Source organism: Sphingomonas ginsenosidimutans, assembly GCF_002374835.1.
Classification (GTDB): Bacteria; Pseudomonadota; Alphaproteobacteria; order Sphingomonadales; family Sphingomonadaceae; genus Sphingomonas; species Sphingomonas ginsenosidimutans.
Window position 1 is genome coordinate 573,304 of the sequence record NZ_NWVD01000001.1, and the last position, 18,468, is coordinate 591,771.

At 70.4% G+C, this 18,468-nt stretch carries 18 protein-coding genes; 11 read left to right on the forward strand and 7 right to left on the reverse strand.

Going from position 1 to position 18,468, the window contains the following annotated elements:
- Window positions 1-61: 61 nt before the first annotated feature.
- The 4 genes from COA17_RS02565 (at window position 62) to COA17_RS02580 (ending at window position 4,965) form a co-directional block, all read left to right on the forward strand.
- The gene (locus COA17_RS02565) at window positions 62-2,281 is read left to right on the forward strand and encodes a xanthine dehydrogenase family protein molybdopterin-binding subunit (RefSeq protein WP_096609979.1); all 2,220 of its coding nucleotides are present in this window, start codon (window positions 62-64) and stop codon (window positions 2,279-2,281) included.
- Window positions 2,278-3,282: a ferrochelatase gene (hemH, locus tag COA17_RS02570; RefSeq protein ID WP_066485135.1), complete on the forward strand. Its 1,005-nt coding sequence runs from the start codon at window positions 2,278-2,280 to the stop codon at window positions 3,280-3,282. Before COA17_RS02565 ends, hemH begins: the two co-directional genes overlap by 4 nt.
- A 31-nt stretch (window positions 3,283-3,313) precedes the next feature.
- Window positions 3,314-4,036, forward strand: coding sequence for an acetoacetyl-CoA reductase (phbB, locus tag COA17_RS02575; RefSeq protein WP_066485136.1), 723 nt, complete (start codon window positions 3,314-3,316; stop codon window positions 4,034-4,036).
- A gap of 149 nt (window positions 4,037-4,185) precedes the next feature.
- Entirely contained in the window at window positions 4,186-4,965 is a 780-nt protein-coding gene (locus tag COA17_RS02580; protein ID WP_066485138.1) for a thioesterase family protein, read from the forward strand.
- 257 nt (window positions 4,966-5,222) lie between these two features.
- On the opposite strand, the gene COA17_RS02585 is transcribed toward COA17_RS02580, so the two are convergent.
- Window positions 5,223-5,576, reverse strand: coding sequence for a glycine zipper 2TM domain-containing protein (locus COA17_RS02585; protein WP_070321861.1), 354 nt, complete (start codon window positions 5,574-5,576; stop codon window positions 5,223-5,225).
- Window positions 5,577-5,723: 147 nt separating this feature from the next.
- Between COA17_RS02585 and COA17_RS02590 the strand changes: the two genes are divergently transcribed.
- Window positions 5,724-6,683, forward strand: coding sequence for an esterase-like activity of phytase family protein (locus COA17_RS02590; RefSeq protein WP_096609981.1), 960 nt, complete (start codon window positions 5,724-5,726; stop codon window positions 6,681-6,683).
- Between the two features lie 77 nt (window positions 6,684-6,760).
- Here COA17_RS02590 and rpmB read toward each other — a convergent pair whose 3' ends face one another.
- Complete coding sequence (gene rpmB, locus COA17_RS02595) at window positions 6,761-7,057, reverse strand: 50S ribosomal protein L28 (RefSeq protein WP_066489923.1); 297 nt, start codon at window positions 7,055-7,057, stop codon at window positions 6,761-6,763.
- 143 nt (window positions 7,058-7,200) lie between these two features.
- On the opposite strand from rpmB, the gene COA17_RS02600 reads away from it, so the two are divergent.
- Entirely contained in the window at window positions 7,201-7,428 is a 228-nt protein-coding gene (locus COA17_RS02600) for a hypothetical protein (protein WP_066489925.1), read from the forward strand.
- Between the two features lie 59 nt (window positions 7,429-7,487).
- Window positions 7,488-7,919: a nucleoside deaminase gene (locus tag COA17_RS02605; protein WP_066489926.1), complete on the forward strand. Its 432-nt coding sequence runs from the start codon at window positions 7,488-7,490 to the stop codon at window positions 7,917-7,919.
- 32 nt (window positions 7,920-7,951) lie between these two features.
- Here COA17_RS02605 and COA17_RS02610 read toward each other — a convergent pair whose 3' ends face one another.
- A complete protein-coding gene (locus COA17_RS02610; RefSeq protein ID WP_066489929.1) occupies window positions 7,952-8,641 on the reverse strand; it encodes a YiaD family glycine zipper/OmpA-like lipoprotein in 690 nt (229 codons plus the stop codon).
- Between the two features lie 144 nt (window positions 8,642-8,785).
- Between COA17_RS02610 and COA17_RS02615 the strand changes: the two genes are divergently transcribed.
- Window positions 8,786-10,081: a hemolysin family protein gene (locus COA17_RS02615; RefSeq protein ID WP_096609983.1), complete on the forward strand. Its 1,296-nt coding sequence runs from the start codon at window positions 8,786-8,788 to the stop codon at window positions 10,079-10,081.
- A 308-nt stretch (window positions 10,082-10,389) separates the two neighbouring features.
- Here the strand turns inward: COA17_RS02615 and COA17_RS02620 are convergent, their stop codons facing one another.
- The 3 genes from COA17_RS02620 to purD are packed head-to-tail and all read right to left on the reverse strand — an operon-like array spanning window position 10,390 to window position 12,798.
- A complete protein-coding gene (locus COA17_RS02620; protein ID WP_096609985.1) occupies window positions 10,390-10,845 on the reverse strand; it encodes a GreA/GreB family elongation factor in 456 nt (151 codons plus the stop codon).
- The gene (locus COA17_RS02625) at window positions 10,842-11,507 is read right to left on the reverse strand and encodes a hypothetical protein (RefSeq protein WP_096609987.1); all 666 of its coding nucleotides are present in this window, start codon (window positions 11,505-11,507) and stop codon (window positions 10,842-10,844) included. Before COA17_RS02625 ends, COA17_RS02620 begins: the two co-directional genes overlap by 4 nt.
- 31 nt (window positions 11,508-11,538) lie before the next feature.
- The gene (gene purD / locus COA17_RS02630; protein ID WP_096609989.1) at window positions 11,539-12,798 is read right to left on the reverse strand and encodes a phosphoribosylamine--glycine ligase; all 1,260 of its coding nucleotides are present in this window, start codon (window positions 12,796-12,798) and stop codon (window positions 11,539-11,541) included.
- Between purD and xseA the strand changes: the two genes are divergently transcribed.
- Together xseA and COA17_RS02640 are read left to right on the forward strand one after the other, a co-directional pair.
- Window positions 12,797-14,233 (forward strand): exodeoxyribonuclease VII large subunit, encoded by a 1,437-nt coding sequence (gene xseA, locus COA17_RS02635; protein WP_096609991.1) that lies wholly within the window; start codon window positions 12,797-12,799, stop codon window positions 14,231-14,233. The genes purD and xseA overlap by 2 nt on opposite strands.
- Window positions 14,234-14,258: 25 nt before the next feature.
- Window positions 14,259-14,462: a DUF2093 domain-containing protein gene (locus COA17_RS02640; protein ID WP_066486413.1), complete on the forward strand. Its 204-nt coding sequence runs from the start codon at window positions 14,259-14,261 to the stop codon at window positions 14,460-14,462.
- Here the strand turns inward: COA17_RS02640 and COA17_RS02645 are convergent.
- Window positions 14,459-15,007, reverse strand: a complete 549-nt coding sequence (locus COA17_RS02645) for a hypothetical protein (protein ID WP_096609993.1) — start codon at window positions 15,005-15,007, stop codon at window positions 14,459-14,461. The genes COA17_RS02640 and COA17_RS02645 overlap by 4 nt on opposite strands.
- 224 nt (window positions 15,008-15,231) lie before the next feature.
- Here COA17_RS02645 and COA17_RS02650 point away from each other — a divergent pair, with 224 nt between their 5' ends.
- Entirely contained in the window at window positions 15,232-18,456 is a 3,225-nt protein-coding gene (locus tag COA17_RS02650; protein WP_070321886.1) for a TonB-dependent receptor domain-containing protein, read from the forward strand.
- Window positions 18,457-18,468 lie beyond the last annotated feature (12 nt).

An 18,468-nucleotide genomic window follows, 5' to 3' on the forward strand; every position in this document is an offset into this window, starting at 1 on the left:
GATCGTTCCGATCGGGTTTTCCGCCTTCCCCGCCGCTCGTGCGCCCGCTACGCGATAGCGCATGGCCGCACTGACCCGACGCTCCCTGCTTGTTTCCGGCGGCGTCGGTGCGGGGTTGCTGGTCGGCTGGGCGGTGTGGCCGCGCGCCTATCTGCCCGCGCTGCCCGCCGCGCCGGGGGAGACGGTGTTCGGCGCCTATCTGAAGATCGGGCGCGACGGGCAGGTGATCGTCGCGGTGCCGCAGACCGAGCACGGGCAGGGCGCCTGGTCGGTTCTGGCGCAGATCGTCGCCGACGAACTGGGCGCCGACTGGCGCGCCGTCGGGGTGGAGGCCGCGCCGATCAGCCCGCTTTACGCCAATCCGCTGGCCGCCGACGCGCTGTTCGGCACCGCGCTGTCGCCTGTGCCTCCTGCAGTGCGCGACGAGGTGTGGACGCGCGACGCGCTGATGCTGACCGCCGCCTCGACCAGCGTGCGCCGCTTCGAGGAGCCGATGCGGCAGGCCGGCGCGGCGGCGCGCGTGCTGTTGTGCAAGGCGGCGTCGCGGCGCTGGGACGCCGATTGGGAGGAATGCGACACCGCCGGCGGCTTCGTGGTGAACGGCGCGCGCAAGCTGCGCTTCGGCGAGCTGGCGGAGGCCGCCGCGAAGGAGACGCTGCCCGACGAACTGCCGCTGCGCATCGGTGAGGAAGGGCGGCTGTCGGGCCAGCCGCTGCCGCGGCTCGACGCGCCGGCGAAGACCGACGGATCGGCCAATTTCGTCGCCGACATCCGCCTGCCCGACATGGTGTTCGCCAGCATCCGTCAGGGGCCGCGCCCGCATTCCCGGCTGCTGTCGGTGAACCGCGCCGCGGCGGAACGCGTGGCGGGCGTGGCGGGGATCGTCGAGACCGATCATTGGGTCGCGGCGGCGGGCGTTACCTGGTGGGCGGCGAACCGCGCGCTCGACGCGCTGGCGCCGCGCTTCGCCACCGACGGCGCGCTGCCCGATGACGCCGCGATCGCGCGCGCGCTGGATGCGGCGCTGGCGGGCGACGGGCACCGGCTGGCGGGCGTGGGCGATGTCGACGCGGTGTTCCGCGACGCGAAGCTGGTAGAGGCCGAATATACCGTTGCCCCCGCGCTCCACGCCGCGGTGGAAACCCCGGCCGCCACCGCGCAATGGCTCAACGGCCGGCTGGAACTGTGGATCGCGACACAGGCGCCGTCGCTGGCGCGCGACGCCGCGGCCGCGGCGATCGGCGTGTCGGCGGACAAGGTGGTGTTGCACGCGATGCAGGCCGGCGGATCGTTCGGCGCCGCGCTGGAGGTCGATGTCGCGGCGCAGGCGGCGGTGCTCGCGCATAAGCTGCGCCGCCCGGTGCAGCTGATGTGGTCGCGCGGGGAAGCGTTGCTGAACGATCGCGTCCGCGCGCCGGCCAAGGCGCGGATGCGCGCGCGGCTGGCCGCCAATGGCGCGATCCTGGGCTGGCACGCGCAGATCGCGGTCGCGTCGACCGGGCGCGAGCTGGCCGCGCGGCTGATGCCCGGCAGCACGCTGCGCCGCCTGTCCGGGCTGCTGCCGGCAGGCGCGGACCTTTACGCCATGTCGGGCGCGATCCCGCCCTATCGCCTGCCCGCCTTTGCGGTCGACCACTACCCCGTGGCGACCGACCTGCCGACCGGGCATCTGCGCGGCGGGGCGGACGGGTACACCGCCTTCTTCACCGAATGTTTCATCGACGAACTGGCGCGCGCCGCGGGTAGCGAGCCGATGTCCTATCGCATCGGGATGCTGGGCGGCGACCCGCGGCTGGCGCGTTGCCTGACCACCGCCTCGGCGCTGGGCGGCTGGGGCGGCGGCGTCGACGGCAGCGGGCAGGGGATCGCCTGCCATGTCATGGCCGGCAGCGCGATCGCGGTGCTGGCGGAGGCGCATGTCGAGGAGGGCGCCCGCATCGTCGTCGACCGGCTGGTCGCCGCGGTCGATGCCGGGCGTGCGATCAACCCCGATGTCGTGCGCCAGCAGATCGAGGGCGGGCTGGTGTTCGGCACCGCGCTGGCGACCGGTACCGCCGCATCGTATCGCGACGGGCTGGCGACGCGGCGGATGTACGGCGACCTGGCGCTGCCCATCCTCGCCACCGCGCCGGAGATCACCGTGGAACTGATCGCCTCGTCGGGCGATCCCGGTGGGGTGAGCGACCTGGGCGTGCCCGCAGTCGCCCCCGCCATCGCCAATGCCCTGCGCGCCGCCACCGGAGAGCGGCGCCGCCGGCTGCCCGTCAGGAGTGCCCCATGATCCCCGCCGGCCATCCCCCCGTCGCGCGCCCGCGCATCGGCGTCCTCCTCATCAACCTGGGCACCCCCGACGCGCCCGATGCGCGTTCGGTCAAACGCTATCTCGCCGAATTCCTGTCGGACCGCCGCGTCGTGGAAATCCCGCAGCTGGCGTGGCAGCCGATCCTGCGCGGCATCATCCTCAACACCCGGCCGAAGAAATCCGCCCACGCCTATGCGCAGGTGTGGAGCGAGGCCGGCTCGCCGCTCGCCGCCGTCACGCGCGCGCAGGCGCTGGCGCTGAAGGAGGCGTTCGGTGCGGACGTGACCGTCGACTGGGCGATGCGCTACGGCAATCCCGCGATCGGCGACCGGCTGCGCGCGTTGAAGGAGGCGGGGTGCGAGCGCATCCTGCTGGCGCCGCTCTACCCGCAATATTGCGCGGCGACCACCGCGACCGCCAATGACAAGGCGTTCGCCGCGCTGGCGGCGATGCGCTGGCAACCCGCGATCCGCACGCTGCCGCCGTATCACGACGATCCGGCTTATATCGAGGCGCTGGCGACCAGCGTCGCCGCCGGGGTCGCCGCGCTCGATTTCGAACCCGATACGATCCTCGCCAGCTTCCACGGCATGCCGCAGCGCACGCTGGAACTGGGCGACCCCTATCACTGCCATTGCCGCAAGACCGCGCGGCTGCTGGGCGAGCGGCTCGGACGTCCGCTGACGGTGGCGTTCCAGTCGCGCTTCGGACGCGCGAAGTGGCTGGAACCGGCGACCGACGCCACGCTGGAGGCACTGCCGGCGCAGGGGGTGCGCAAGGTCGCGATCGTCGCGCCGGGTTTCTCCGCCGATTGCCTGGAGACGCTGGAGGAACTGGCGATCCGCGGCCGCGAAAGCTTCGTCGCGGCGGGCGGCACGCATTTCGCCTATCTGCCGTGCCTCAACGACACGCCGACCGGCATTGATATGTTACGAACGATCCTGGCGCGGGAGCTTGAAGGGTGGCGCGCGCCCCTCTAGCCTGATCGCATTCAGGAGAGGGAGTAGCCGAATGACGCGTGTAGCGATCGTGACCGGAGGAACGCGCGGCATCGGTGAGGCGATCAGTGTCGCACTGCGCGATGCCGGGATGACCGTCGCCGCCAATTATGCCGGCAATGACGAGCGCGCGCGCGATTTCACCCAGCGGACCGGCATCGCCGCCTATAAGTGGGACGTCGGCGATTATGATGCGTGCCAGGACGGCGCGGCGCGCGTCGCCGCCGAACTGGGGCCGGTGGACGTGCTGGTCAACAACGCCGGCATCACCCGCGACGGTACCATCCTGAAGATGACCTACCAGATGTGGAAGGAGGTCATGGACACCAACCTTGGCGGTTGCTTCAACATGGCCAAGGCGGTGTTCCCGGGGATGCGCGAGCGCAAATGGGGCCGCATCGTCAACATCGGGTCGATCAACGGCCAGGCCGGCCAGTACGGCCAGGTCAATTACGCCGCCGCGAAAAGCGGCATCCACGGCTTCACCAAGGCGCTGTCGCAGGAAGGCGCGAAGCTGGGCGTCACCGTCAATGCGATCGCGCCGGGCTATATCGACACCGACATGGTCGCCGCCGTGCCGCCGGAAGTGCTGGAGAAGATCGTCGCCAAGATCCCCGTCGGCCGGCTGGGCCAGGCGCAGGAGATCGCGCGCGGCGTCGCCTTCCTGTGTTCGGAGGAAGCCGGCTTCGTCACCGGATCGACGCTCAGCATCAACGGCGGGCAGCATATGTACTGACGGGCGCAGGCCCGCGCGCTGCGCCGCGCGGGGCCGATGCGCGGCGGCAAAGCCGCCCCGCAGCGCCCGTCACGGCCGGCGGGTCGGCCATGCCGAACCCGTCCGACGACGCGGCTTCGCCGCGTCGTGGCCCGAAAGCGGAGACGGTCATGAACGACGACGCGATCTTCCAACCTGACGGCACGGGCTATCGCGCGACCACCCATGCCGCCGGCCCGTGGCACCCGCAGATGCAGCACGGCGGGGCGCCCAGCGCCCTGGTCGCGCATGTCGCGGAAGGCGTGCCGACGCTGGCCCCGATGCGGATCGCGCGCGTTACCGTGGAATTGCTGCGCCCCGTCCCGGTCGCGCACCTCGATACCGAGGTCGAAATCCTGCGCGAGGGGCGCAAGCTGCAACTGGTGCAGGTGCGATTGCTGGCGGAGGGAACCGAGGTGACGCGCGCCACCGTCCTGCGGCTGCGCACCGCCGACACCGACGTGCCCGACGCCGCGCGCCCGCCGTTGCCCGACGTGCTGCCCGACGACGTCGCGCCGGGCGGTCTGGGGATCGGCGGCGCGGTGGGCTTCGCCAGCAATTTCGAGATGCGCCGCGTGCGCGGCGGGTTCGGCGAACTGGGGCCGGGGCGGATGTGGTTCCGCCAGCACCGCGCGCTGGTCGCGGGGCGCGCGCTCGCCCCGCTGGAACGCGCGATGACGGTCGCCGATTTCTCCAACGGCATCGCCCCGGTTCTGCCCTTCGCGGACTGGACGTTCCTGAACGCCGACCTGACGGTCAGCCTGGCGCGCGCGCCGGAGGGGGAGTGGATCTTCTCCGATGCGGAAACCTGGCCGGGCGGCGACGGCATCGCGCTGGCGATGACCCGGCTGGCCGACCGTCGCGGCTACTTCGGCCGCGCGATCCAGACACTGCTGCTCGAACGCCGCTGATCGCGCCTGTCCTACACCGGCACGTCCTGCGATACCTCTTGGATGCGGTTCCATGTTTCCCGGCGCCGAAAGCGAAAGGACCGCGAGCGTCTCAACATTGACAACATTCGCGTCCCATCCGCCCAACGTACAACAGGCCCGGCACCTTCCGGTACCGGGCCTGCGTCCTCGATACGCTACGCGAGGAAACTGAACTGTCGGGGGTGCGTCACGGCGACGTCGCGTGGCGGCGGGGGATGCCCCGCCGCCCGCGGGCGTCAGCGGCAGTAACGCGGATTGTTCGACTTCTCGACGGCGTTGCCCGCCACCGCGCCGCCGACGCCGCCCAGCACCGTGCCGAGTGTCCGGTCGCCGCGGGTGTCGATCGCGCGGCCCAGCAGGCCGCCGGCGATCGCGCCGACGATGGTACCGGTCGTGCCGTTCGAGCAGCGGCGGTTGTAATTGTAACGACGGTCGTAGCCGCGACGATCGTAGCTGCGATAGTCGCGCTGATCGTAATAGCCCCGCTGGTAGCGGTCGCCGTAATAGCGCTGCGCATCGGCAGCGGTCGGCGCAACGGCGGCGGCGCCCATCGCAAGCGCGGCACCGGCAAGGGCGAGATTCTTGAACATGGTCGTTCTCCCGTTTTCCTGTTCCGGTCGGCGGGCCTCCCGGTCGATGAAGCGGTTATGGCCGAGTCGCATTGAGCCGACCCTGAATGCGTCCGTTATCCGCGGTTCATCCTTTCCTGCCGCGCCCGGCGCGCTACAGCCCCGGTGATGCGCTGGCCGATCGCCTTCATCGCCGTGCTGGCGCTGGTTCCGCCGTGGAGCGGCGAGCCGCGCCGTCCGATGATTCGCGACGACGTGACGGTGCGCGCGGCCCGCTACATCCCACCCGGCGGCTGGCCGGCGCGGGTGGGCGATCTGGTGCCGGTGGGGGCGCTGTCGCTGTCCGCCGACGATCCGGCGTTCGGCGGCTTTTCCGCGCTGGCTCTACGCGACGGGCGCGCGCTGCTGCTTGGCGACGGCGGCAATATGGTGTGGCTGCGGATCGCGGGTGGGCGAATCGCGACGCTGGGCGCGCGGACCCTGCGCGATGGACCGGCGGAGGGCTGGCTGCGCACCGATCGCGACAGCGAGTCGCTGGCGGTCGATCCCGCGACCGGGCGGATGTGGATCGGTTACGAGCGCGCCAATGCGATCTGGCGCTATACCCCCGATCTGACGGTCGAGGCGCATCACGCGCCGCCCGCGATGGCGCGCTGGCCCGACAATACCGGCGCCGAATCGCTGGTGAGGCTGCCGGGCGGTCGCTTCCTGGTAATCCGCGAGGGGCGCGGCCGGCGCGAGCGGGGGCATGAGGCGCTGCTGTTCGCCGGCGATCCGGCGGCGCCGGGCACGCGCGTCGCGACCTTGCGCTATCGCCCGCCTGCCGGATCGGTGCCCAGCGACGCGGCGCTGCTGCCCGACGGCGACCTGATCGTCGTCAACCGCCGCTGGCGCTTTCCGCTGCGATTCGGTGCGGTGCTGGTGCGCGTCCCCGCGGCGCAGCTGCGTGCGGGCGGGGTGCTGCGCGGCCGGATCATCGCGACGCTGGGGCCGGAGATGGGCGGCGAGAATGTCGAGGGCGCGGCGGTCACGCGCGAACATGGCGCAACGATGATCTGGCTCGTCACCGACAATGACGTCGCCTTCTACCGCCGCACGATCCTCGCGAAGTTCCGGCTGATCGAATGACCGCCGGACATGCGAAGCGGCCCGCCGGCACCGATGTGCTGGCGGGCCGCGTCGGATCGCGAACGGGCGGGCGTGTGTTACGCCGCGGTGGCGGCGGCGCGCTTCTTCACGACGTCGCGCTTCAGGCGGCGGGCCTTCAGCGACAGCTTCTCGTCGGAGGTCTTGACCAGCCAGTTGTCGAGGCCGCCGTTGTGCTCGACCGAGCGCAGGCCGTGCGTCGACACGCGCAGCTTGATCGACCGCTCCAGCGTGTCGGACAGCAGCGTGACGTTCTGCAGGTTCGGCAGGAACGTGCGCTTGGTCTTGTTGTTGGCGTGGGAAACGTTGTTACCCACCTGCCGGCCCTTGCCGGTCAGCTCGCAGATGCGCGACATGTGTGTGATCCTGAATTCGGTTGCCCGGAAAGTCGGCGCCACTACCGCGCGATCCGCCCAACGTCAAGCGCGGGATGGTGCAACCCCGGCCTGGCGGCGGCGTTGTTGCGGCAGCGAATCAAGCCTGACGGGAGGAATATCACATGCGCACGCTTCTGGTACTGGTGGGTGTCGCCGCGCTGGTGTTGCTGGCTGCGATGATGCTGGGGTTCGTCCGGTTCGACCAGACGCAGACCGCGCAGCTGCCGCGACTCGAGGGCGGGCAAGCGCCCAAGTTCAACGCCGACGTCGCCAAGGTGACCGTCGGCACCGAGAAGAAGACCGTCGAGGTGCCCGCGGTCGAGGTGCAGAAGCCCGGCGAGAAGAACTGACCGCTGGCGGTGCTGCCCCCTGCGGGTTAGGCGGGGGCATGTTTCCGCTCCCCGCCCCGATGCGCGCCGCGCTGGATGCCGCGCGCGATGCCGGCGCGGCGGGTGAGGTGCCCGTGGGCGCGGCGGTGGTGCTGGACGGCCGCATCATCGCGGTCGCCGGCAATGCCCCGCGCGCGCTGCACGATCCCACCGCCCATGCCGAGATGCTGGCGATTCGCGAGGCCGCGCGCGTCCTGGGCGCCGATCGCCTGACCGACTGCGACCTGTGGGTCACGCTGGAGCCGTGCGCGATGTGCGCCGGGGCGATCGCCCATGCCCGCATCGCGCGGCTTTATTACGGCGCGGACGATCCCAAGGGCGGGGCGGTCGAACATGGCCCGCGCGTCTTCGCGCAGCCCACCTGCCACCACCGGCCGGAGATTTTCTCCGGCATCGGCGCGCAGCAGGGCGGGGCGCTGCTCCGCGATTTCTTCGCACAACGGCGGCGGTAGCACGCGCCACCGCCGCCGCCGTGCGGTACGGGTCAGTAGCGCCGCGGCGGCAGGTCGTTCTGCGACACCGGCACGATCTTGATCTCCACCCGGCGGTTGGCCGCGCGACCTTCCTCGGTTTCGTTCGAGGCGATCGGCTGCGTCTCGCCGAAGCCGCGCGTCGCGATCCGCGCCGCCTGGACGCCATGGCTCGACAGATAATCCGCCACCGACGCGGCGCGGCGTTCGGACAGCGTCTGGTTGTACGCGTCGCTGCCGGTCGAATCGGTGTGGCCGTACACGTCGATATAGCTCTGGTTATATTCGCTCAGCACGCCCGCGACGCGGTCCAGCGTCGCGCGGAACTGCGGTTCGACGTTGGCCGAATTGTACGCGAAGTTGATGCCCGACGGGATGTTGAGCAGCAGGTCATCGCCCTGCCGCACCACCTGCACGTCGGTGCCCGCGGTGCGCGCGCGCATCTCGCGCTCCTGCTTGTCCATGTACGATCCGACCGCGGCGCCGGCGATGCCGCCGATGCCCGCGCCAAGGATTTTCTCCGTCCGGTCCTGACGGCCGCCGACCAGGTCGCCGAGCAGATAGCCGCCCAGCGCGCCGCCGATGCCGCCGATCGCGGTCTTCGAGATGCGGCGCTCGCCGGTGTCCGGGTCGGTGGTGCAGGCCGATACGCTCACCAGCGACAGCGTGGCGGCGGCGGCCAACAGCTTCGACGACATCTTCATCTCACGTCCCTTTCCCTATCGTGCCGATCTAACTTGGATCGGTCGGATATTGTTCCGGTGCCGGACTGAACGGCGGCTGACGCGCCGCGCAGGTGAATTACCGATTGTCGCGCGCGCCGTTTCGCGCCAAGAGGGCGGTGCATCATGCTACCGCCGTTCCCCTGGTTCGACGTCGTCATCATCCTGGCGCTGGTTGCTCTCAACGGCGTGTTCGCCATGAGCGAACTGGCGATCGTGTCGTCGCGAAAGGCGCGGCTGGAGGCGATGGCGCGCGCCGGCAAGCGCGGCGCGGCCTCCGCGCTGGAGCTGGCGGCCGATCCCGGCAAGTTCCTGTCGACGGTGCAGATCGGCATCACCCTGATCGGTATCGGCACCGGCGCCTATTCCGGCGCCAGCCTGGGCACGCCGACGGTCGCCCGGCTGGAGGCACTCGGCCTGTCGCCCAAACTGGCCGACAATCTGGGCTTCGTGATCGTCATCGGGCTGACCACCTATGCCTCGCTGATCATCGGCGAGCTGGTGCCCAAGCAGTTCGCGCTGAGGAAGCCGGAGCCGGTGGCCGCGCTGGTCGCGGTGCCGATGACGTGGCTGGCGGTCATCACCAAGCCGCTGGTGTGGCTGCTCGATTCGACCAGCGCGCTGGCGTTCCGCATCCTCGGCCTCAATCGCGAGAGCGAGGATCAGGTGACGGCGGAGGAACTGCACCTGATCGTCGCGGAGGCCAGCAAGTCGGGGGTGATCGAGGAGCATGAACGCTCGATCATCTCGGGCGTGGTGCGGCTTGCCGACCGCCCGGTGCGCGAGGTGATGACCCCGCGGACCGAGGTCGACTGGCTCGACATCGCGCTGGACGATGCCGGGATCCGCCAGAAGCTGCTGTCCACGCCGCACAGCCGGCTGCCGGTGGCGCAGGGATCGATCGACGCGGTCGTCGGCGTGGTGCAGGCGCGCGATGTCGCCACGGCGCTGTTCCGCGGCGAAACGCTGGACCTGGCGAAGCTGACCCGCAAGGCGCCGGTGGTGGTCGACCAGATTGACGCGATGGATGCGCTCGACGCGCTGCGCCGCGCCGAGGTGCCGATGGCGCTGATCCACGACGAATACGGCCATTTCGAAGGCGTGGTGACCCCCGCCGACCTGCTCGCCGCGATCGCGGGGGAGTTCGCATCGGATGCCGAGCCGGGCGAGGGGCCGAACGTGGTCGAGCGCGACGACGGATCGCTGCTGGTCGCCGGCACGATGGCCGCGGACGCGCTGGCGGAGCGGCTGGGCATCGACCTGCCCGAGGACCGCGATTACGCCACCGTCGCTGGCCTTGCGCTGGCGGTGTTCCGCAAGTTGCCGCTGGAGGGCGAAAGCTTCGAGGAACAGGGCTGGAAGTTCGAGGTGGTCGACCTCGACGGCCGTCGCATCGACAAGCTGCTGGTCAGCGAGGCCTGACGGGCCGGGACGGTGCGGCGTTTCCTGTCCACCGCGATCCATGGGCGTGCGACCCGGACGAGTTCGGGCCCTCTCAATCCACCGCCGTCTTGCCGGACGTGTTCCGGCATCCAAGGTTCCGCGAAACGCACCAGTTGCTGCTTTTGCGGCAAAATGGACCCCGGCGTTCGCCGGGGTGACGGATGGAATGACGCAAGAGGACCGACCTTCGCAGCAACCTCGAACAAGTCCGGGGCGCCGGCTCTCAGGCGGCATGCGACGCCAGGCTCTCCGACGCCGGTTTAGGCGCTCGCCCCGTTAGCGTCCGTTCAACCTACCGCGATCACCTCTATCGCTTCCTCGCGCCCATTGAACGCGATCGTCTCGCCCGCTTCCGCGCCCATCAGCGCGCGCGGCAGCGGGGCGGAGAAGGACAGGAGGCCCGCCGCCGGATCGGCTTCGTCGTCGCCGACCAGCGTCGCGGTGCGCTCCGTGCCCCCCAGACGGAACGTCACGCGCGATCCGAATCCGACGATGCCGTCGGTGCGCGCCGCGGTCTCCATCGCGGTGGCACGGCGCGTCTTCCAATAGCGCAGGTCGCGCTGGACGCGCTTGGCCGCTTCCTCATCTGCCGCGTCCGGCAGCGAGGCTTCCAGCAGGGCAATACGCTCGTCGATCAGCGCCCGCCCGCGCGCCGTGACCAGATTCGGACCGGCCGGGATCGGTAGTTCGAAGCGCGGCTCCAGATGCTCGTCATCGCTTTCGCGGCGGAACGCGACGCTCATCCCAGCTTCCCGAACTGCGCCTCATAGGCGGCGCGGTCGCCGCCCGCGAGCAGCCGCGCCTGTTCGCGCCAGCGATCGCGCTCCATCCGGCCCTCGAACGGCGAAAGCTGCGCGTCCAGCACGGCGGCCTCGGCGTCGTCGATCCACGCCAGTTGGTCGACGCGGGTAATGCCCAGTTCCGCCAGCCGCGCTGCGATCTTCGGCCCAAGCCCCTTCAGCAGCGATACCTGCTGCGCACCGGGGTCGGCGGATGGCGCCGCAGGGGCCGGGGAGGGGGTATCCGCCGCGATGCTCGCGGGTGTCGCATCCAGCGGCGCGGCGGCAGCGATCGGCTCGTCGGCGAGCGGCGCCTCGGCAGGCCGCTCGTCCTCTGCCGGGGTTGGAGCTGGGGTTGGGGCTGGGACCGGAGCGGGGGGCGGAGTGGGTGCCGCTGCCGGGGCAGGCTGCGGCGCGGTGTCGCGCACCTCCACCCCGTCCGCCTTCAGATCGGCGATACGCTGTTGCTCGTCCGCCTCCGCGGCCCGGCGCGCGCGCTTGTTGCGCGCGCCGACGATCATCGCGATGACCGTCAGGATCGCCGCGATCGCAACGATGACCAGCGCGATCGTGACCAGCACGCCGTCCTGCGACACCGGTTCGAGAGAGAAGCTGCCTGAATTCATCTGGGCATCCTGTTAGACGTATCGCCGGGGATCAACCTTCGTCGATCGCCTTGGCTCCGATATCGCGGCGGAAGAATCCGCTCGGGAAGTCGATCGCATCGACCGCGGCATAGGCCGCGCGCTGCGCCGCCGCGATGTCGGCACCCCTCGCGGTGACCGCCAGCACGCGCCCGCCGTCGGCGACCAGTTGCTCGCCGCGGCGCGCGGTGCCCGCCTGGAAGACGACCGCACCGTCGCGTTCCGCCGCCGCGATCCCCGCGATCGCGCCGCCCTTCTCTGGCGTGCCGGGATAGCCGCTCGCCGCCATCACCACCGTCAGCGCCGCGTCGTCGGCGAAGGCGGGCGCGGGCAGGTCCGCCAGCCGCCCTTCCGCCACCGCCAGCAGCACCTCCGCCAGATCGCCGGCGAAGCGCATCATCAGCACCTGGCATTCCGGGTCGCCGAAGCGGACGTTATATTCGATCAGCTTCGGCCCGTCGGCGGTCAGCATCAGCCCGGCGTAGAGCACGCCGACATAGGGCGTGCCCGCCGCGGCCAGCGCGTCGATCGTCGGACGCACGATCTCGCCCAGCGCGCGCTCCTCCAGTTCCGGGGTCAGCACCAGCGCGGGGCTGTACGCGCCCATGCCGCCGGTGTTCGGGCCGGTATCGCCGTCGCCGACGCGCTTGTGGTCCTGCGCCGATCCGAACACGGCGGTCGCGCTGCCGTCGGACAGGACGAACAGGCTCGCCTCCGGTCCCTCCAGCCGCTCCTCGATCACCGCCTCGACCGGGCCGTTGGCGTACAGGTCGCGGATCGCGGCCTCCGCCTCGGCGCGGGTGTCGGCGACCACCACGCCCTTGCCCGCGGCCAGGCCGTCGGCCTTGATGACGCAGGTGTCGCCGAAATCGTCGAGGCAGGCGAGCGCGCCGTCGCGGGAGGTGACGCGGAAATAGCGCGCGGTGGGGATGCCGACGCGTGCGCACAGATCCTTGGTGAAGCCCTTCGACCCTTCCAGCCGCGCCGCCTCGCGCCCCGGCCCGAACACCGGCACGCCGATCGCGCGGACATTGTCGGCCAGGCCGTCGACCAGCGGTCCTTCGGGGCCGACCACCACCAGCCCGATCTGCTGGCGGCGGACGAAGTCGATCACCGCCCGGTGATCCGCCACGTCCAGGTCGGCGATCGTCGCATGCTGCGCGATGCCGGGGTTGCCCGGCGCGGCGAACAGCGTATCGAGAAGCGGCGACTGCGCGAGTTTCCACGCGAGCGCATGCTCGCGGCCCCCAGACCCCACCAGCAGGATGTTCATGGCCGACCCCCTTCACGATACCCACCCCCAGGACAGCGGGGCGGGGCGGCTGGTAGCCGAGGCGATGCCCGGCGACAATGCGATGGCGCTCAGCGTCAGCGAACTGTCGGGCCGCCTGAAGCGGATGGTGGAGGGCGAATTCGGCCACGTCCGCCTGCGCGGCGAGATTTCGGGGTACAAGCGCGCGGCATCCGGCCACGTCTATCTGTGCCTCAAGGACGATGCCGCGGTGATCGACGGCGTGATGTGGAAGGGCAGCGCCGCCGGCCTCGCCTTCCGGCCCGAGGATGGGGTGGAGGTGGTCGCGACCGGGCGGCTGACGACCTATCCCGGCCGCTCGAAATACCAGATCGTCATCGACCGGATGGAGCTGGCCGGCGCGGGCGCGCTGATGGCGCTGCTGGAGAAGCTCAAGGCGAAGCTGGCGGCGGAGGGGCTGTTCGATCGCGCCGCGAAGAAGCCGCTGCCGTTCATGCCGCGCACCATCGGGGTCGTCACCTCGCCGACCGGCGCGGTGATCCGCGATATCCTCCACCGGCTGGAGGATCGCTGCCCGACGCATGTCGTGGTGTGGCCGGTGAAGGTGCAGGGGCAGGGCGCGGCCGAGGAGGTCGCCGCGGCGGTGCGCGGCTTCGATGCGCTGCCCGCCGACGGCAGCGGCCCGGTGCGGCGCCCCGACCTGGTGATCGTGGCGCGCGGCGGCGGCTCGATCGAGGATCTGTGGGCCTTCAACGAGGAGCCGGTGGTGCGCGCGGTCGCCGCCTGTTCGATCCCGGTCATCTCCGCGGTGGGGCATGAAACCGATACGACATTGTGCGACCACGCCGCCGACCTGCGCGCGCCCACGCCGACCGCGGCGGCGGAGATCGCGGTGCCGGTGCTGGCCGAGCTGCGGCTGTCGCTCGACGCGATGGGCAACCGCACCGAACGCTGCGCGCGCCGCTATGTCGAGCGCGGGCGCGAGCGGCTGGAGGCGCTGGCGCGCGTATTGCCGGCGCGCGACCGGCTGCTGGGGCCGCAGCGCCAGCGGCTCGACGACCTGGGCGGGCGGCTCGACCGCGGGCTGGAGCGGCGCGTGACGCGCGCCCGCGGCGAGCTGGACCGCGCGGGCGGCGCGATCCGACCCGCGACGCTGGCGCGGCGGGTGGAGGCGGCGCGCGCGCGGCTGGCGGACGTCGGCCGGCTTGTCGACAGCCTCAACCCCGACCGGATCCTGGAGCGCGGCTATGCCCGGGTGGAGGGGCAGGACGGCGCCACGCTGACCACCGCCGTTGCCGCCCGCGCGGCCGGCGCGATCCGCCTGCGCTTCCGCGACGGTGCGGTGGCGGCGCGGGTCACGGAAGGCGACGCACCCCCGCCGCCGCCCGCAAAGGTTGAGCGCAAGCCCGCGCGCGCCTATCCCGACTCCGGTACCGCGCAGCCACGGCTGCTGTGATCCCCGTTCGAAGGTTCGTTGACCGATGCTGATGTCCCACGCCGATCGCGCCGCGAAGGTCCATTACATGGCCAACGGCTTCCGCATCCTGTCGCCCGGCGACCATGTGCTGTGCGCCGCCACCGACGCGCGCATCCCGCTGGAGGACCTGCGCTACTGGGACGTCGCCACCCAGCGCCCCTTCGCCAGCGCCGCCATCGCCGCGCAGGAAATGGCGCCGGCGCGTTAGCGCAGGCGGATCGCGCGATAGCTGCGGCTGTCGACGTTGATGAAATAGCCGCCCATCGCCCCGCGCCGGACGCGCACCTTGGCGCCGGCGCGCGGCAGGAAGTTCATCGTCTCGGTCGTCTGCCACACCGGATGGCCTTCGTCGGCCAGCACGATCTCGCCGCGCCCGTTGGGGCCGGCGCGCGCGGCCTGGACCGTGCTGTTGATCTCCGTGAACGCCTCGCGCTCGTCGTCCTTGTCGCCGTCGCCGCCGCCGAAGATGCCCAGCGACGGCAGGTTCAGCCCGAACAGCGAGCGCCGCGCCTTGCGCACGTCGCCGCGATCGACGATCCGCACGTCCCGCGCTGCCACCGCCTGCTCCAGCGCCGCGCTCGCCTTGTCGAAACATGCCAGCCGCGCATCGGCGGCGGCGATGCGGCGGCATTCGGCAAAGGACGCCAGCACGCGCGTCGCGCCGCCATCGGCCGCGCGGTCCTGCGCAGCCGCCAGCGCTGGCGAGGCAGCGGTCAGCAGCGTCGCGATGCCCAACGTGAACCTGACGGTCATCCTGTTCCTCCCAAGCGATACCCCAGCGCCCTAGGTCGCGCGCGCCGCAGCGACAAGTCAGCCCTGTGACCAACATGTAACACCCGTGCGAAAAATGTTGCCTGGGCATGACACTTGTTGCGGTTGTGGGGTCCGCCGCGATAGCGAAACGACATTCCGGGCGACGCACGCCCGGGGCACACAAGGGAGCGCGCCGGAAAACCGGCGTCTACAAGGGGACTTATATGCTGAACGTCTATCGTTCGCGCCTGCTCGCATCGACGCTGCTCGTCGGTGCGGCGGTGATCGCCCACCCGGCACTCGCACAGACCGCCGATCCGGCCAGCCAGCCCAAGACGGGCGTGCAGAGCACCGATCCGTCGGCGCCCGCCGCCGGCATCTCCAGCCAGGAATCGGCCCCGCCGGCCGGCGACAACAGCACCGGCGACATCGTCGTCACCGGCACGCTGATCCGCAATCCGAACCTGATCTCGTCCAGCCCGGTGTCGGTGATCGGCGCCGAGGAGCAGGCGCTGCGTCAGCGCAACACCGCGGAAGAGCTGCTGCGCGACCTGCCGGGCGTCGCGCCCAGCATCGGTTCGGCCGTCAACAACGGCAACGGCGGTGCGGCCTATGTCGACCTTCGCGGCCTGGGCAACTTCCGTAACGTCGTTCTGCTCGACGGCACGCGCATCACCCCGGCCAGCAGCGTCGGCCGCGTCGACCTCAACAACATCCCGCTCGCACTGGTGCAGCGCACCGATGTGCTGACCGGCGGTGCGGCGACCACCTATGGCGCCGACGCCGTGTCGGGCGTGGTCAACTTCATCACCCGCTCCGACTTTTCGGGCATGGAGCTGAACGTCTCGAACGGCATCACCGAGCGTGGCGACGGTGCCTCGTTCCGTGCCGACCTGACGCTGGGCGCGAACTTCGATGACGGTCGCGGCAACGCGGTGGTGTCGTTCGGCTACCAGGACGTCGACCCGGTCTACCAAGGCGCGCGCAACTTCTCGCGCAACAACTACACTTCGACATCGGGCGGTCGCGGCGGTTCGGGTACCACGGTTCCGGGCCGCTTCACGCTGCCGGCCGCATACAACACGATCGATCCCTCGACCGGCTCGCTTCGTCCGTATGTCGGTTCGACGGACGGGTTCAACTTCAACCCGTACAACATCTTCCAGACGCCGTTTAAGCGGTACAACATCTACGCCGCGGGCCACTATGACGTGTCCGACAAGGTCCAGGTGTACGGTCGCGGGCTGTTTTCGAAGAACACCGTCAGCACGATCATCGCGCCATCGGGCATCTTTGGTCAGCTGCTGACCATTCCGGTCAGCAACCCGTACCTGCCGGCTGCCGCGCGTGCGCAGTTCTGCGCCAACAACGACTTCGACCCGAACACCGCGGGTATCCAGACGTTGACCGCTGCGCAGTGCGCCGCCGCGGCAACCGCGACCTCGCCGAACGATCCGAATTTCCGCTCGTTCACGACGACCGTTGGCCGTCGCACGACCGAGGTTGGGCCGCGTCTTTCGGACTATGTCACGACTGTGTTCGATTATCGCGCCGGCGTGAAGCTGGGCATCACCGACTCGATCTCGCTGGACATTTCCGGCGCGTACGGCGAGTCGGAAAACCGTCAGACGCAGCAGAACTATGTGCTGATCTCGCGTCTGCGCACCGCGGTCTACACCACCAGCACGACCAGCTGTAATCTGGGTGCGTCGCCGGCGGTGCTGAACCCGAATCCGGCGCTGCCGCCGCTCGCCAACGCGGGTGCCGGCACCAATGCGGGCACGGGTTGCGTCCCCGTCAACATCTTCGGTGCCGATGGCTCGATCCTGCCGAATCAGGTGCCCTACCTGACCGCCGCCGCGATCACGTCGCAGAACACTTCGCTGGCGCAGGCCCGCGCGCTGCTCAGCGGCGATCTGGGTGCGTCGCTGCCGTGGGCGAGCGAGCCGATCGGCTTCGCGGTGGGTGCGGAATATCGCAAGTACACCGCGTCGCAGTTCGCCGACACGCTGTCGCAGACCGCGGGTGAACTGGGCGGCGCCGGCGGCGCCGTGCCGAACTTCACCGGCAGCTATGACGTCAAGGAAGGCTATGCCGAAGTCATCGCGCCGCTGGTGTCCGACCAGCCGTTCTTCCACAGCCTGACGATCGAAGGCGGCGTCCGCTATTCGAGCTACAAGGTGAAGGCCGCGGGCAACCCGAGCTACGACACCTGGACGTACAAGGGCGGCGGCAGCTGGGAACCGGCGTCGGGCATCAAGGTGCGCGGCAACTACCAGCGCGCGGTGCGCGCGCCGAACATCGCCGAACTGTTCTCGCCGCTTAACACCGGCCTGACCACGCTGGCGGTCGATCCGTGCCGTACCACTGCGACCTATGCGGGTCCGGTCGGGAACGCCAATCTGGCGGCCGTCTGCCTTGCGCAAGGTGCGCCGGCTTCGACGATCGGGGCGATCCGCAACCCGACCGCGAACCAGGCCGATGTGACCACCTCGGGCACCACGACGCTGCGGCCGGAAACTTCGAACAGCTTCACGGTGGGCGTGGTGCTCCAGCCGGACTTCGTGCCGGGGCTGTCGATCACGGTCGATTACTATAACATCTTGATCCGTAACGCGATTTCGCAGCCGGTTCCGGGTGATCTCATCACGGGTTGCTTCGGGGACAGCAACGGCAGCGGGATCACCGCCAACAGCGTCAACAACCCGATCTGCGCGCTCTTCCGCCGTAACCCGGTGACGGGCGGTCTGGACGGCGATCCGGCGACGACGCAGGGTCTGCTGCTGCCGGCGAGCAACTCGGGCAAGATCCTGACCGACGGTATCGACCTGGGCGTCAACTATCGCCGCGATCTGGGCTTCGCGAAGCTCAACCTCAGCTTCAACGGCAACTGGACGAACCGTTCGAAGTTCCAGGCGCTGGTGCCGGGTTCGGTCGTGCCGGTGGGCAACCCGATTGGCGGTGGCCTCGCGCTGCCGACGACCGGCTATCGCGAGTGCGTCGGCTATTACAGCGGCAACTGCGGTTCGCCGGGTTCGGCCGGTCCCAGCTCGGCGGCGGGTTCGATCCAGCCGGAGTTCACCTGGAACCAGCGCACGACGCTCAGCATCGGCGATGTCGATCTGTCGCTGCTGTGGCGCCACCTGGGTTCGGTGCAGGTCGAGCCGGGCGTGACCACCTTCAAGGGCACGATCGGCGCTGGCGCGCTGGCCGGTACCGACGTCGATTTCGGCCGCATCAAGGCGTACGATTACTTCGACTTCGCGACGCGCTTCGGGGTCAACGACAACTTCGACCTGACCGTCACCGTCACCAACCTGTTCGATCGCCAGCCCCCGCTGGTTGGCGGCACGGTCGGTTCGGCGTCGTTCAACAGCGGCAACACCTATCCGTCGACCTACGACGCGCTGGGTCGCCGCTTCAACGTGGGTGCGCGGATCAAGTTCTGATCTGCGTCGCCA